The sequence below is a fragment of the Hyphomicrobium sp. 1Nfss2.1 genome, from assembly GCF_965243865.1.
Lineage (GTDB): Bacteria > Pseudomonadota > Alphaproteobacteria > Rhizobiales > Hyphomicrobiaceae > Hyphomicrobium_A.
This window is the reverse complement of record NZ_OZ251603.1, coordinates 3,350,798-3,362,860: the sequence shown is the minus strand read 5'-3', so window position 1 is coordinate 3,362,860 and position 12,063 is coordinate 3,350,798. Positions and strand designations below refer to the sequence as shown.

Here is a 12,063-nt window from a genome sequence, read left to right as displayed (position 1 = left end):
CTTCGCATTGACGGCTTTGATGTTCGCCGTCAGGGCGTACCGGACGGATCGAGCTGATTGCGTAAGAGAGGATCACCGGTTCATCGTAACTCCGAGGAGGGACACGATGAGACAGCGAGATACCAAGAAGTTCCGCATCGTCCTCGAAGGCCTGCGCGGCGAGGACAGAATCGCCGAACTCTGCCGCAAGGAAGGCATCGCCCAGATCCGCTATTATAGTTGGTCCAAGGAGTTTCTCGAGGCCGGCTAGAAGCGGCTCGCTGGCTCGCGGAGGCAAGCTTGCGGAGTCGGGCTGCTCGGCAAATGAAATCGCCGCCATCACCGGCCGCGCGAGCCTCGAGGAGGTCGCGCGCTACGCCAAGGCTTCCGAGCAGAAGAAGTTGGCGCGTTCTGCCATGGACCGACTGGCGCGTGAAAGGCCTAGCACCCCGGGGGTGGCAGGACAGCCGGAAGGTCTGGGAATGGGTGGGTGCGGGTTTGGGAAAATGAACCCAAAAACCCCATATAACGTCAATGACTTACAGATTGGTTGGCGCCCCGTAGGGGACGCATAGTAGAGCGAACGGCCGTGGACGTGATCGAGATTCATGCTTCCCTTGCCGCCCTTTCAGAGTCTTCACTGAGACTCGGGATGAACGCCTGTCGATGGCAAGCAGGCGACGGTGTGGGTACCGGTGTGGGTACCGCACCCGTGGGGGAACCGGGGATGGGTCGGGGGATCAATCATCTTACCGCGCGGCAGGTCCAGTCAGCCAGCGCGCCAGGTAAGATATCAGACGGCGGCGGGCTCTACCTGTTCGTCCGCAAGCGCGGGCAGGAACTGGAGCGCCTTTGGCTGTTCCGCTACAAGCGCGGTGAGCGGGGGGCAGAGCGCGAGCGAACGTTGAGCCTTGGGCCGGCACGCGACGTGACGCTGGCTGCTGCCAGGACGCTGGCTGCACGCTGCCGGGAGGCCCTGTCCAGGGGAGAAGACCCCAAGCGCGCGATCGAGACGCCAGCGCTAGCCAGACTTACCTTCGGCGAGGTGGCGGACGCCTACATGGACGCCATCGAGAACAGCTTTAAAAGCGACGACACACGCGCCAGTTGGAGGCGCACGCTCGGGGACCGGTACTGCGCCAAGCTGCGCCGGCGCCTGATCGGAGAGGTATCGACCGAGGATATCGTCGAGGTGCTGAAGGACGTGTGGCAGGTGAAGCCTGAGACGGCCCGCAAGGTCAGAGCGCGCATCGAAACCGTGCTCGATGCGGCCAAGGTCAGAGGGCTGCGGACGGGAGAGAATCCGGCGCGCTGGCGCGGGCACCTGAAGCACCTGCTGGGAAAGCAACGGGCCAAGAAAGGCCACCACCGGGCTCTGCCATATAAGCAAATGCCTGCGTTCATAGTGGCTCTGAGACGCTTGGACAGCGTGTCCGCCATGGCGCTGGAATGGACCATCCTGACGGCCGCCAGAACGAGCGAGACGATCCTTGCCCCGCGTTCGGAGGTCGATCGCGATAGCCGCGTGTGGGTGGTTCCGCCGGAGCGGATGAAGGAAGGTCGCGAGCACCGCGTCCCGTTAACGCCCCGATGCATCGCAATTTACGACGCTATGGAATCCTACCCGAGCGACTGGCTGTTTCCTGGGCGAAACCCGAAAGAACCTCTGTCGGAGATGGCGATGTCGATGTGCCTGCGTGGTATAACACCGGATGCCACGGTGCACGGGTTCCGCTCCACGTTTCGGGACTGGGTTGGCGACTGTACGACCTTCCCGCGGGAGATCGCCGAGGCCGCCCTTTCGCACCTCATTGGTGACGAAGCAGAACAGGCCTACCGGAGAAGCGACGCGCTGGAGCGCCGGCGGAAGCTGATGCTGTCGTGGGAGAAATACTGCGTGAGCCGGATCAATGGCTCAACGAACCAGGGAGCACTTCGTAGATGAGCGACAGCATTTCACACCTCGTGGGCGCGTGGCTCCGCCGTATCGAGACTGAAGAAACGAACATCCGAAAGGCCTTCTCGGCATACGTGACGGACAGCGATTGGCTGACGAGCTTCAATCGAGCCGCTAACAAATTTGTCTTCAAGTTCCCTTGCCGGCCGGACAACGTCCTGACGGACTTCGGCGCCCAGCTGCTAACCAGGGGTTTATTTCGCCTACCTGATGGTTATGGTTCCCGGTGTCGCCAAATGGCAGTCGCTCGAAAACTTCGTGTGGGGGCCGCAAGTCCCCGCCTACAAGAGCGCATAAAAGGAGAGGCACTTGGATTTCGACGCAGACGGCAAGCCGACAACCACCCGCATATTGAAGCAAGATGCCTATGCTCGGGCGGCGCGCGAAGGCGGCGACGTGGAGCGCACGCCGGAATGGCAACGCGCCGTCGAGATTGAAATGCAGGACGCCGTAGACGACGAGGTGATCCGGCAAATTCTCGCAACGTCTGACGCTGACGCGCTGGCGGGCAACTGGCCGCCGCTCGTCAAGAGCGCAACTGAGAAATAGGAGGCCCGGATGGCCAGCATCGAGAAACGACTACCCGGCATCACTCGCGCGTATCTCGCGATGGAACGATGCAACGGCGGAATCAACCGCTACCGCGGCGAGCGTAGCGCGCTCAACTATCTAGAGCAGTGCATCGTCAAGGACGGCCTCGACGTGGCGATGGACCTTCCGGCTATCAGCGCCTACTTCGCCGGTCTGACCGACGACGAACTGCTGTTGGTGGTCGATGGTGAGTATGACGAGGCGCACGCTTTTATGAGATCCGCACCGGCTGGCGCAGACGCCTTCCTAGAAGCCATGTTCGACCGCGCGGATTGATCCACGCAAAGGAGCCGACCGTGCGCGAGCGTGAACCTAGACGATCATGGGAGACGCGCGGCGGCGTCGATAGCCTCGTGTGGCTCGTGGTGCGCTACGCCGAGGCAGAAGCTGCGCGAAAGAGGGAGACGCAAGTGCTGACGGATGACGAACGCGCCAAGCTGGCGGCCGAGATACTTTTCGACATGGAACGCTTCGGCGACATGAAGGTGTTTGACCCCGACCGTGGCTTTCTCATCACCAACATCATGGGGCGCATCGCCAACGCTGAACGCGATCATTTGCAGAACAACCCCGAGTCCACATAGGAGGCCGCAGTGAGCCAGTGGCTACAGTCCGACAATGAAATCCTAAAGAGGCAACTCGGCCGCGCGCTTGAGCACATCGAAATGGTGTGCGCCGCAGATTGGGATACTGGAGATTGCGACGAAAGCGACAAGGCCCAATCGTTCGTCCGTCACATCCGAGGGCTGCGGCCAGATTTGCCGCGCTTCATTCCATCATAAGGAGAAGCAGATGGACCTATCACCACTAGAGCAAGACGTTCTCGCCGTGTGTGGCGGGCTCGTGCGCAAGCTGCCCTACGACGAAGCCCAAATCGCAGCGACCAAGCGGCTAGAGAAACTCGGCCTTGTGCATTTCGTCATGGACGATGACCAGCCGACACACATCACCACCGACGCTGGCGATGACATCTTGCGTCAAGCACTGTGGGCCGCTTCCGATACGCAGGCGAAGCGGGCGTGTTGACCGAGGCGCAATCCACCGTCCTGAAGATCATTCGCAAGCACACAGCGAAGCACGGGTACGCGCCTACGCTCACCGAGCTTTGCGAGTTCACCCGAACGACTTCGCCGGGGTCGATGACGAAGCACCTAAACGCATTGGTCACTGGTGGTTTCATCGAGCGCCGCCCCGGCGGCTGGCGTCAGACGCGACTTAAGGATGTCTGTCCGTGCTGCGGCCAGACGATGAAGAATTGACCCACGCAAAGGAGCGTCCCGAGTTTAGGGACATAGAGAAGTTTACGAACGTAGGGAGAGGCAGATGGGTTTGGGGAGCTTGCGCGGCGTGATGTGGGCCGGCGTCATGGATGGCCACGTTGCGACCGATGACCGTAGCACTGACGAGTACACGCCGCTGACGGTCGCCCTGTTTAAGACGAAGGCGGAGGCACAGCAACGCTACGAGCGCGTCGTCAAAGTGGACGTAGACGCGCTGCTCCGGATCGAAGACAAATAAGGAGAGCCAAGTGACCAAGAACGTAGCCGGTGAAGGCGAGGAGTGGCGCGAGTTCTACAACCAGCATCGCGGCGGGGCCGGGAACGTCATTCTCGTGTCCGTCTTTGGCGGGGGCGATCTCGACCGAGTGGCGATGTTCGGAAGCATCGAGCGCGCTGAAGAATGGGCGGCGTCACTCGGCGATGAAGTTCAGGTCGTGTTCTCGCCGCACGTCGTTGATGAGCCCGATTTTGGGAATGCTCGAAAGAACTGAAGGAGCCGCAGTGATCGTCGGAAACTACGTCAAGCGGTTCAAAGACGCGAACCTGGGGATGCTCGAAGGCGCCAGCCTCAACGCTCCGTATGAGTTCCATTGGCTGTGGATCACCGCCGTTCTCGACAATGAAATTGTCTGCCAGACACGCGAGCGCGGCGGGCGTGAAATGCGTCTACCGTTTAAGCGTGGGCGCGTTGCCGACAGCGCTGAGGTTACGGTGAGCGATCCAATATTCGGGCCGACCAAATTTAAGCTGGCGCCATTCAAGGCGACCGACAAATAGGAGCCCTACACCATCCAGCTGACGACACAGACGACAATGGTCAATGGCATGAAGACCAGCAACCCTATCTCCCGCTTGCCCCGAGGAAGGCGCCAAGCTCGTTCCACTTTCCTGCCAGGGCCAGGATTAGAATTATTGCCCCCGTTAGCCAGCCGGACAGATCCTTGAGCCGGTCCAGCGCTGACCCCTTGGCTTCGAGCGTATCCAAACGCGTGGTCAAAGTTTGCATGCCGATCCTGGTTTCGTGACGGTGCTCGATCACATCCCTCTGGATACTGTCGAGTTTCAGGATGACTAATGCGGTAGACCCGTTCAGAGTTTCTCGCTCGTATTCCTGGCGCATGTGTCATGGCAGCCTTCATGAGATTGTGAGGAGCAATGGTGGATTTGACACAGACGCGACTTCGCGATCTCGTGACTTACGATCCAGAAACTGGCGTAATGCGATGGCGCATTCCTAGGCGGCGTGCGAGGCCCGGCGATATAATCGGAACAAGAAATGAGCAAGGGTACTTGCGGGTAGAAATAAACGGCAGGTGCTATCGAGTGCACCGCCTCATCTGGCTCTATGTCTACGGGGAGTGGCCCCCAAACGAGATTGACCACATCAACCACGTCCGCGACGACAATCGCCTTATAAACCTGAGGCTTGCTTCGCCCAGCCAGAACCAAGCCAACAAGGGGCCGACGCAAAGAAATACGTCTGGGTACAAAGGCGTTAGTTGGCACTCTCAGTGTAAGAAGTGGAATGCTTACATAACCGTTCGGGGGCGCAGAAAAAGCCTTGGCCTATACCCAGATAAAGAGCAGGCCTCGGCAGCTTATAAAGCTGCCGCTAGGTTTCATTTCGGCGAATACGCGTATCACACCGAAGGTGAAAACGAGTGAAATCTACTTCAACGGCGGCAGTCCCTTATCCTTCTCCGGCTTCACGATAGGCTTCAACCCATCTGACCAGATAGACTTATCGAGTTCTGATACTGCTTGATCCATTTCCTTCTCGATGGCGAGAGAGCGGGTGCAGGCAGAGATTGAGACAGCAAGAAGCAGTGCGAGCAAGATGCGCATGGTGGTTCTCCTGAGGTGATGAAGATGAGCGAAAAACTGGCGGTTAGACTCGACGGGAAAGCCCTGTGGTGGCTACGCAATGAGGACGGGAGCGGCCCTCTAGCGCCATTGCACCACTGTGATGCAACCGGAGAACTCGAGTTTGAGGCTATCTTCGAGGATTCATACGCGCACGTGATGCGCGACGGGAGCATCCTGCGCTACCACAGGCAGATCGGAACGCGAGATGATTTGGAGATAGTGGCCGCTAACCCACCGGCACCGGAGGCGCCGTCTTCTTGAGCGGCACCGGCTTTGCCTTCCACACCGTTTCTTTTCCGGTGAGGTTCGATGCATGCACCGAGTTGTGTGCCGAAATCGCCTGCTGAACCTGCATCGGGCACTGCGTCGAATTGGGGATGTACTGATACGCCTGGGCGACTGCTGGGCTAGTCGATGTAGTTGGGGTCAACTGTGCCCCGCACCCCGGGAGAGATAGACTTAGTGCGCACGCGATTAGCGCGCCCGATGACAGCCGCATTGGCCTTCTCCGTCCTGGCGATCTGTTGCTCTGCTCCCTTGCTACGCTGGGTGAAATTGTTGAACTGCCACGCCCCGAAGGCGATGAGGGCCGCTCCGGCGATGACGGCGAAGGTTCCGAATGGACCTGCCAGATAGGCGATCAAACCTCCCATCCGAGCCTCTTTGCGATGCGCGGGCCAAACAGCAGAATAGCCACCGTCAGCGCGAGCGCGCCAAACAGGTATGGTTGCGACTGGGCGAAGTCGATGAACGACATTGCCGTCTGTCCGGCGCCCTTCCACTCCCCTGCCCTGCTGAGGTTTTCAGTGACGTGCAGCGGCGGGCTTGGGAGAGTCGCCAGAGGCGTTGGGTCAATGACTGGCGTAGGGGTAGCGGCCACCTTCTCCGCGGCCTCCTGTGCGCCAACCACGGCGCCGCCAGCTGCGCCCGTGAGCACGACCCGGTTCGCAGCCACCTTCGCAGCCGTTTCGAGCACGCGCGTCGTGGTGCCGACACCGTTGGATGGATAGCTGCGCTTGTCGAGTTCGAAGTGCGGGGTATCCCGCTGCTTCCAGTCCCCGCCCCACACCAGGGGAATACCAAGCTCTTTGCTGGCGCCGAGCATGGCATCGTGTATCTTGGTCATGTCGGGGATGTCGTACTTGAAGTCGTCGGCATCCACCAAATCGACGGCATGGCCGGTGAGGTGCCTGGAATTGAGCGTCCAGCTCTTCCCCGCCGCTTTCAACTGCTTTTGCCGGTCGAGCGTGCGCAGACCTTCCGTGACGACGAAGGGAACGGTGGTGATCTCCTGGGCCCTTTCGACCACCTGCACCAGGTGGGGATGCACGCCGATGAGATTCTTGCGCGTGCGCTCCTTCTGCTTTTCGGTGAGTTCGATGCTCATTGCTTCCCCCACCGTTCTGCCAGATTGACGAGGATGTCCTGGATCTTTGTCACCTGCTGTTCAAGGGCGGTGATCCTCTCGCTGTCAGAGCGTGAGATCGCCTCGAATGCCTCTGTCGCCTGCTGGATCACTTCCGACACCCGTGCATCGTGCTCGGCAAGGCGTGCGGTCATCTCTGGGGCAACTGGTTTTCCGGCTGCAACCGTTTGCAATGGAACCACGTTACCGTTGAGGATAGCTTCCTCCAGCGCATCGAGACGGGCACAGGTGCGTGGATCCAGTGTTGGATCATGGTGGTGTTCTTCAGCCATCGGCCTAGCCTCTGCGGATGATGACGCGGGTGTAGATTTCCTGCTTGCTGTCGACGTCCGAATAAGCGCCGCCAGCACCAGAGCCTCTGGCCTGGATGGAGAAGGTTTTCGATCCTGATATCGTCACCCGGGCAATGCCCGTCGACTGGTACCAGGTCGAGCCCGTGCCGCCCGTCCACCGGCCCTGCGAGCCGATCTCCACTTCCGAAGCATCGGAGACGTTGTAGAGACGGGATTTTGCGGCTCCGCCGAAGAACGGGGACTCCCAGAAGATTTCGTAGGTTCCGGCCTCGGAAATCGTGAACTGGTTGGACGAGATCGATAGAATGCTCAGCCGGTCGTAGCGCTCGGAGTTGAGGTTGCGGTCTGCCCACGAACTGCCGATGCTCTGCGGGTCGGTTCCTGCTGTCTTGCGGTCTTCCAGGACGCCTAGCAGGCACCCCGGCAGATAGGCAAAGTTCGCCGGCACAAGAGCCTTGTTGGCGGCGCTGCCTGCCGCAGCCTCAGTGTTGGTGGCGTATGCTGCCTGCCATGCGGAACCGATGAACTGATAGTTCTGGTCCTCGTCCTGAACGTAGGCCATCCACCCGCAGTCGGTTGGCGGGGTGATCTTGAACCAGCCCGTGGAAGCCTTCTCCACGATGTCGTGTTCGGCATATGTCGACCAATCGCCGGAAGGGGTCGTGGTGAGGATGTAGCGTGCCCCAGTGGCCGGGCTTACCGGAGGCGCAGACAGACGATCGGCAATGCGGATAATGCCAATCGTGTTGAACAGGGACGGGGAGGACTGCTCCACCTTGAACCCGGTTCCATCACAGGTAATGGTAGCTACCGCGCCGCGATCGGTGAGAGAGAACGAGGTAACGCCGGCATGGTTGCCGATCTTCTGCACATCCGAGCCGTTGGCGACGATCACCACGGCATTGGCCGTGCCGTCATGGCGGACCTTGATGTACCAGCCGTTGTCTAGGGTGCTCGCTGCCGGCAGGTTGATGGCCACCGTCCCGCCCGAACAGTTGACGTTGTAGTAGGCGGCGGCGTCTTCAGAGGTTGGCGAAGTGTCGACGGAGATATTGGTGACAGGGGTTTGCGGTGTCAGCTCACCCGAGGTGAGGAAGCCGGAGGTATCGAGGGCGCCAACGATGTTGTCGTGCGACCAGATAGTGGAGCCGCCGGAGTCCTTCAGGGTCAGCTTGTAGGCGGTGTTCCCGGTGTACAGTTCCACCTTGGCGCTGCCATCGGATGTGGGGTACCCGCCGGAATCGCACGTCACCGTCGTTCCAAGGGCGGTCGACAGGCCCTTGTCGGAATAGATTGTTCTAGGGGTCGTCGTGTTGGCGTCGTAGCAATAGATGACGGCGCCGGATAGAACATCGCCGCTGGCGTCGAAGGCACGCCAGCCGGGTTTTAGAATCTGGATGACGTCCGTCATTGCTCAGCCTTGATTGTGTTGTAGGGGGAAGGAATGGACGCTGCCACGCTGTATACGATCGTCACCCTGCTCGATGGCCGAGAGCACATCGGGCGCAAGGAGTTTGCCTCTGTCGCGTCTTGCGAGCAGATGCGCCGGCAGTTGGATGGCGTGTCAGTGAAGGGTATGCCGACGCGCTACACGTGCGAACGGCATGTCAAAGTCAGCCCCGCCAGGGGATCGGAATAGGGCTCGGTATTTCATCCCAGGCCGGCGGCAACGGCACCTCGCGGTGAATGTCGTCGATGGTCTGCTGAACGTGGATGTCAGAGGGCCATACTTCTGGGTTCATCCGCCGCAACGCGTTCCCAGCCTGCTGTTGCACAGCAACATCCGGCAAGCCATCCCCATCGAGATCGACCAGCATCTTATCTAGCGCAGCAAGACGGCCGTCGAAGCTATCCTTAGCGACGAACCTCCCCCCTTCTCCCCGCGGCTGTGCACGTGAATGGTGCTCGCTCGAGCTGACCGCCGCGGGCGCCGCTGATCCACCCGATTGCAGCGTCGGTGAACTCATAGCCCACTCGGAATCCGGGTTCATCACGTCATGCAGGCCATAGGCATAGGCGTTGTATCGGGCTGGGTCCTGCGAGAACGCCTGATCTCCTACCGATCGTGACACGGCGAACCTGTCTAGGTTGCTGTCGATCATTCCTTGAAGCTCTGGAATAGACTGCGGAGCATCGGGGATGGAACGGGCCGGAGCGCTCTCTGCCGCTTTCATGCGGTCCAGGTTGGAGGTGGCGAGAAGACCAGCAGGAGCTGCTTCCTTGGGGTTAGCAGCGAACCTTGCCGCTCCGCTCTCTACCGCCCTTGCTCCTAGTCCTCCAAACCCACTCCCTGCCATAGCCAGTCCTGCGAGCACGGCGTCTTGAGGCTGTGGTGCTTCTCCACGCTGAAAACGCATCAAGGCATTGCCAGCGTCCACGGCAGACTGAGGCCATGCTGGTCCGACCGAGCCATCGTCATAGTTACCGATGGGGAGCATAGAGGCGCGGTTGGTCACCTGAGGATCGGGGTTGAGCGCGTTCTCGACCTTCCCGACGCCTGGGTAGCCAGCGAGGGCGTTCTTGACGCCATAGGCTGTCGCTTCCGGGGTATCGTCACCGAGTAGAGATGCGAGCTTGCTCAGGGCTGTTTCGAAGGGAGAGGGCATGCGCTACCATCGCAATTGCGGGGTTGAGGGGAGACGCATGGACAACAATGATGACGAGATAAGACTTCGCGACAAGATCATCGGCTACGCTTGGTTCTACGTGCCCCAGGCGCTGATCTTGTTACTGGTTTGGTATGCGCTGCGCTCTTTCTACGGTGATTAGCGCAGCGGATTCCCGTTCTCATCGAACAGCGGGCGATACGGTGTCTGCCCTTGCAGGCCGTACTCCTGGCTGATCTGCGGGGCCACGAGGGCGTTCACCGCCACCGGCGGGCGGCCGGCCATGTATCCGGCGGCCAGCTGGTTTGAGAGGTAGTTCTGGATCGGACGAGACATCAGAGCGCGCGCAAAAGCGCCTTGCAGAGCGATTGGCGCGAAGGCGCCCGCTACAGCACCAGGGACATTACCGACTGCACCGCCGGCCGCTGCGCCGATGCCGCTCATAACGCTTTGCGCAGCCGTACGCGGACCGGTGCCGGACTGCGGTAGCTCCTTCATGATCGCTTCGCCAGCCCTGCCCAGGTTTGCCAATTCGTCCGTGCCACGCGAATACGCTCGCTTGTTCTGGTTCTTCGCTGCGGTGCGAAGCTGAGACGGAGACAACAGACCTTGCGCGGTTAGTTCGCCAGCACCGCCCATCGCCTTCTCGATGGTCAGCAGATGACGGTATTGAGTGCGCGCTGTCCGCCACGCCTGGGCATCGGGCCGGCTGATTGACCGCTCCATGGCGTCGTCGAGCGCATCTCGCAAATCTGCGAGTGTGCGCGACATCTGTGGATCATTGATCGACTGCCGGCGCATCCGCTCGAAACGCGAGCGAAAGGCCTGGTATACGTCGCCCGGAAGCTGACGCCCGCCGTTGTCGCGAACGGCCGTGCGAATATCGTCGATCGCGTTCTCTATTACCGGCGCTCGCAGAGATTCTGGCACAAGACTACGATATTCGTCCACGGTATTGACGAGGTCATCCCGCAGACGTCGGTCAGCGCGCATTACGTTCCGCTGAGCAAGCGCTCCGAACTCATTGCCGAGGCGGGTGAATGCTCCGTCAATTACATCAGGGGTAGCCCGTGGCGCATTCTCTCCAGCCCGGCGCAGAGCAGCGCGAGTAAACTGCTCTTTCTGCGTCGCCATGCGCTCGGCCGCACGACCTCCGCTCAAAGGCGTGTCCTGCGTTACCGACTCCATCCAGCGAAGCGGCTTGGAGCCTGTGCGTTGGCCGGCCGTCAGCGCCGTTACGCCTTCGTTGTCTAGCTGCTGCACCAGAGCGTTACGCGTCGCGTCTACTGGATTAGGCGACACCGCGCGCGGGACGATTCCACCAGCAAGGCCGCCTGCAGCACGTGCCCACGGCTCCATCGCCGTGCCCTTGGTCACCTGCCCCGCAGTCTCGCTCACCAGGGCTGGCGCCAGCACGTTGGCTGCTCGCGCGGCAAGACCGCCGCCGCCTGTAGCAGCCATCGGCGCAAACTCGCCGATGGTGCGCGCGTATTCGCCAAGTGTCGTCTTCGGCTTGTAGAACTCTCCGGTGTAACCCTCGATCGCACCCTTGGCGTCCTGGTAGGTGGGCAGGAAGGCATCGTTGGAGACGATGTCGTTACCGCCAAGCCCGCGGGAAGCCGCGTTGATCCCCAGGCGCCCCAGCTGCTCGACGTTTCCCGGCAGTGTGGCGAGGCCGATCCCACCTTGAGCTACACCGATGCCGAGCGACTTGCCGACGTCAGCCGCCGTCTCACCGACCGACAAATCCGGCTGCGCGGCCTGCTGCGGCTGCGCCGCGCGCGGGTCGATCATTGCCGTGCGATGGCCGCGCACCTGATCCAGCGTCGCGCCTTCGGAGGCGATGTACTGGTCGATGTCGGTCTCGGGAGCGTTCTGCTCCACCATCTTTCCGACGTTGCGCTTGATGCGATCGAGGTCCATCGGCCTGCCTTTGCTGCGTGTTCACGAAAATGTGATTAGACAACGCCGAATCATTACTACGTCTGTGCTTGCCTCTACTCAGCTAATACTTTACTTTAACTTTGTTCCCCAAGACATCGCCAAATAAAGCGGCCTCAAACAG

General features: G+C 60.6%; 21 protein-coding genes and 1 pseudogene. 13 read left to right on the top strand and 9 right to left on the bottom strand.

Features of this window, described 5'->3' with window-relative positions:
* Positions 1 to 19: 19 nt before the first annotated feature.
* From ACP15D_RS16460 to ACP15D_RS16415, 10 genes and pseudogenes are all read left to right on the top strand, one after another.
* Positions 20 to 247: pseudogene (locus ACP15D_RS16460) on the top strand (hypothetical protein); the annotation flags it as partial.
* 459 nt (positions 248 to 706) lie between these two features.
* Entirely contained in the window at positions 707 to 1,924 is a 1,218-nt protein-coding gene (locus ACP15D_RS16455) for a tyrosine-type recombinase/integrase (protein ID WP_424958511.1), read from the top strand.
* A 321-nt stretch (positions 1,925 to 2,245) separates the two neighbouring features.
* Entirely contained in the window at positions 2,246 to 2,485 is a 240-nt protein-coding gene (locus ACP15D_RS16450) for a hypothetical protein (RefSeq protein ID WP_424958510.1), read from the top strand.
* A gap of 9 nt (positions 2,486 to 2,494) precedes the next feature.
* Positions 2,495 to 2,803: a hypothetical protein gene (locus ACP15D_RS16445; protein ID WP_424958509.1), complete on the top strand. Its 309-nt coding sequence runs from the start codon at positions 2,495 to 2,497 to the stop codon at positions 2,801 to 2,803.
* Positions 2,804 to 2,823: 20 nt separating this feature from the next.
* Positions 2,824 to 3,111 (top strand): hypothetical protein, encoded by a 288-nt coding sequence (locus ACP15D_RS16440; RefSeq protein ID WP_424958508.1) that lies wholly within the window; start codon positions 2,824 to 2,826, stop codon positions 3,109 to 3,111.
* 208 nt (positions 3,112 to 3,319) lie between these two features.
* Positions 3,320 to 3,553 carry a hypothetical protein gene (locus ACP15D_RS16435; protein ID WP_424958507.1) on the top strand — a complete coding sequence of 78 codons (234 nt, stop codon included), beginning with the start codon at positions 3,320 to 3,322 and terminating at the stop codon, positions 3,551 to 3,553.
* Positions 3,547 to 3,786, top strand: coding sequence for a hypothetical protein (locus ACP15D_RS16430; protein ID WP_424958506.1), 240 nt, complete (start codon positions 3,547 to 3,549; stop codon positions 3,784 to 3,786). The genes ACP15D_RS16435 and ACP15D_RS16430 overlap by 7 nt, the downstream gene beginning before the upstream one ends.
* Positions 3,787 to 3,850: 64 nt before the next feature.
* Positions 3,851 to 4,045: a hypothetical protein gene (locus tag ACP15D_RS16425; RefSeq protein ID WP_424958505.1), complete on the top strand. Its 195-nt coding sequence runs from the start codon at positions 3,851 to 3,853 to the stop codon at positions 4,043 to 4,045.
* A gap of 10 nt (positions 4,046 to 4,055) precedes the next feature.
* Positions 4,056 to 4,298 (top strand): hypothetical protein, encoded by a 243-nt coding sequence (locus ACP15D_RS16420; RefSeq protein ID WP_424958504.1) that lies wholly within the window; start codon positions 4,056 to 4,058, stop codon positions 4,296 to 4,298.
* Complete coding sequence (locus ACP15D_RS16415) at positions 4,282 to 4,584, top strand: hypothetical protein (RefSeq protein WP_424958503.1); 303 nt, start codon at positions 4,282 to 4,284, stop codon at positions 4,582 to 4,584. Before ACP15D_RS16420 ends, ACP15D_RS16415 begins: the two co-directional genes overlap by 17 nt.
* 64 nt (positions 4,585 to 4,648) lie before the next feature.
* Here ACP15D_RS16415 and ACP15D_RS16410 read toward each other — a convergent pair whose 3' ends face one another.
* The gene (locus ACP15D_RS16410) at positions 4,649 to 4,927 is read right to left on the bottom strand and encodes a hypothetical protein (protein ID WP_424958502.1); all 279 of its coding nucleotides are present in this window, start codon (positions 4,925 to 4,927) and stop codon (positions 4,649 to 4,651) included.
* Positions 4,928 to 4,962: 35 nt separating this feature from the next.
* Here ACP15D_RS16410 and ACP15D_RS16405 point away from each other — a divergent pair, with 35 nt between their 5' ends.
* Complete coding sequence (locus ACP15D_RS16405; protein ID WP_424958501.1) at positions 4,963 to 5,472, top strand: HNH endonuclease signature motif containing protein; 510 nt, start codon at positions 4,963 to 4,965, stop codon at positions 5,470 to 5,472.
* A 3-nt stretch (positions 5,473 to 5,475) separates the two neighbouring features.
* Here ACP15D_RS16405 and ACP15D_RS16400 read toward each other — a convergent pair whose 3' ends face one another.
* From ACP15D_RS16400 to ACP15D_RS16375, 6 genes are all read right to left on the bottom strand, one after another.
* Positions 5,476 to 5,652 (bottom strand): hypothetical protein, encoded by a 177-nt coding sequence (locus ACP15D_RS16400; protein WP_424958500.1) that lies wholly within the window; start codon positions 5,650 to 5,652, stop codon positions 5,476 to 5,478.
* A gap of 247 nt (positions 5,653 to 5,899) precedes the next feature.
* Positions 5,900 to 6,028 carry a hypothetical protein gene (locus ACP15D_RS16395; RefSeq protein ID WP_424958499.1) on the bottom strand — a complete coding sequence of 43 codons (129 nt, stop codon included), beginning with the start codon at positions 6,026 to 6,028 and terminating at the stop codon, positions 5,900 to 5,902.
* Between the two features lie 52 nt (positions 6,029 to 6,080).
* Positions 6,081 to 6,326, bottom strand: coding sequence for a hypothetical protein (locus ACP15D_RS16390; RefSeq protein ID WP_424958498.1), 246 nt, complete (start codon positions 6,324 to 6,326; stop codon positions 6,081 to 6,083).
* On the bottom strand, positions 6,314 to 7,060 hold the full coding sequence (locus ACP15D_RS16385; RefSeq protein WP_424958497.1) for a M15 family metallopeptidase: 747 nt from the start codon (positions 7,058 to 7,060) through the stop codon (positions 6,314 to 6,316). The genes ACP15D_RS16390 and ACP15D_RS16385 overlap by 13 nt, the downstream gene beginning before the upstream one ends.
* Positions 7,057 to 7,371 carry a hypothetical protein gene (locus tag ACP15D_RS16380; protein WP_424958496.1) on the bottom strand — a complete coding sequence of 105 codons (315 nt, stop codon included), beginning with the start codon at positions 7,369 to 7,371 and terminating at the stop codon, positions 7,057 to 7,059. Before ACP15D_RS16380 ends, ACP15D_RS16385 begins: the two co-directional genes overlap by 4 nt.
* Positions 7,372 to 7,375: 4 nt before the next feature.
* Positions 7,376 to 8,803 (bottom strand): DUF2793 domain-containing protein, encoded by a 1,428-nt coding sequence (locus tag ACP15D_RS16375; RefSeq protein WP_424958495.1) that lies wholly within the window; start codon positions 8,801 to 8,803, stop codon positions 7,376 to 7,378.
* Between the two features lie 33 nt (positions 8,804 to 8,836).
* Between ACP15D_RS16375 and ACP15D_RS16370 the strand changes: the two genes are divergently transcribed.
* A complete protein-coding gene (locus ACP15D_RS16370; RefSeq protein ID WP_424958494.1) occupies positions 8,837 to 9,031 on the top strand; it encodes a hypothetical protein in 195 nt (64 codons plus the stop codon).
* On the opposite strand, the gene ACP15D_RS16365 is transcribed toward ACP15D_RS16370, so the two are convergent.
* Complete coding sequence (locus ACP15D_RS16365; protein WP_424958493.1) at positions 9,006 to 9,998, bottom strand: hypothetical protein; 993 nt, start codon at positions 9,996 to 9,998, stop codon at positions 9,006 to 9,008. The genes ACP15D_RS16370 and ACP15D_RS16365 overlap by 26 nt on opposite strands.
* A gap of 37 nt (positions 9,999 to 10,035) precedes the next feature.
* Between ACP15D_RS16365 and ACP15D_RS16360 the strand changes: the two genes are divergently transcribed.
* Positions 10,036 to 10,161, top strand: coding sequence for a hypothetical protein (locus ACP15D_RS16360; protein WP_424958492.1), 126 nt, complete (start codon positions 10,036 to 10,038; stop codon positions 10,159 to 10,161).
* Here ACP15D_RS16360 and ACP15D_RS16355 read toward each other — a convergent pair.
* The gene (locus ACP15D_RS16355; protein ID WP_424958491.1) at positions 10,158 to 11,921 is read right to left on the bottom strand and encodes a hypothetical protein; all 1,764 of its coding nucleotides are present in this window, start codon (positions 11,919 to 11,921) and stop codon (positions 10,158 to 10,160) included. The genes ACP15D_RS16360 and ACP15D_RS16355 overlap by 4 nt on opposite strands.
* Between the last annotated feature and the right edge of the window lie 142 nt (positions 11,922 to 12,063).

Excerpts from the sequence above, each read along its gene's own strand:
- ACP15D_RS16405 (WP_424958501.1), top strand. The coding sequence starts at position 4,963 with ATGGTGGATTTGACACAGACGCGACTTCGCGATCTCGTGACTTACGAT.
- ACP15D_RS16355 (WP_424958491.1), bottom strand. The coding sequence starts at position 11,921 with ATGGACCTCGATCGCATCAAGCGCAACGTCGGAAAGATGGTGGAGCAG.
- ACP15D_RS16455 (WP_424958511.1), top strand. The coding sequence starts at position 707 with ATGGGTCGGGGGATCAATCATCTTACCGCGCGGCAGGTCCAGTCAGCC.
- ACP15D_RS16365 (WP_424958493.1), bottom strand. The coding sequence starts at position 9,998 with ATGCCCTCTCCCTTCGAAACAGCCCTGAGCAAGCTCGCATCTCTACTC.
- ACP15D_RS16410 (WP_424958502.1), bottom strand. The coding sequence starts at position 4,927 with ATGCGCCAGGAATACGAGCGAGAAACTCTGAACGGGTCTACCGCATTA.
- ACP15D_RS16445 (WP_424958509.1), top strand. The coding sequence starts at position 2,495 with ATGGCCAGCATCGAGAAACGACTACCCGGCATCACTCGCGCGTATCTC.
- ACP15D_RS16395 (WP_424958499.1), bottom strand. The coding sequence starts at position 6,028 with ATGCAGGTTCAGCAGGCGATTTCGGCACACAACTCGGTGCATGCATCG.
- ACP15D_RS16375 (WP_424958495.1), bottom strand. The coding sequence starts at position 8,803 with ATGACGGACGTCATCCAGATTCTAAAACCCGGCTGGCGTGCCTTCGAC.
- ACP15D_RS16415 (WP_424958503.1), top strand. The coding sequence starts at position 4,282 with ATGCTCGAAAGAACTGAAGGAGCCGCAGTGATCGTCGGAAACTACGTC.
- ACP15D_RS16385 (WP_424958497.1), bottom strand. The coding sequence starts at position 7,060 with ATGAGCATCGAACTCACCGAAAAGCAGAAGGAGCGCACGCGCAAGAAT.
- ACP15D_RS16390 (WP_424958498.1), bottom strand. The coding sequence starts at position 6,326 with ATGGGAGGTTTGATCGCCTATCTGGCAGGTCCATTCGGAACCTTCGCC.
- ACP15D_RS16435 (WP_424958507.1), top strand. The coding sequence starts at position 3,320 with ATGGACCTATCACCACTAGAGCAAGACGTTCTCGCCGTGTGTGGCGGG.
- ACP15D_RS16360 (WP_424958492.1), top strand. The coding sequence starts at position 10,036 with ATGGACAACAATGATGACGAGATAAGACTTCGCGACAAGATCATCGGC.
- ACP15D_RS16370 (WP_424958494.1), top strand. The coding sequence starts at position 8,837 with ATGGACGCTGCCACGCTGTATACGATCGTCACCCTGCTCGATGGCCGA.
- ACP15D_RS16400 (WP_424958500.1), bottom strand. The coding sequence starts at position 5,652 with ATGCGCATCTTGCTCGCACTGCTTCTTGCTGTCTCAATCTCTGCCTGC.
- ACP15D_RS16425 (WP_424958505.1), top strand. The coding sequence starts at position 3,851 with ATGGGTTTGGGGAGCTTGCGCGGCGTGATGTGGGCCGGCGTCATGGAT.
- ACP15D_RS16380 (WP_424958496.1), bottom strand. The coding sequence starts at position 7,371 with ATGGCTGAAGAACACCACCATGATCCAACACTGGATCCACGCACCTGT.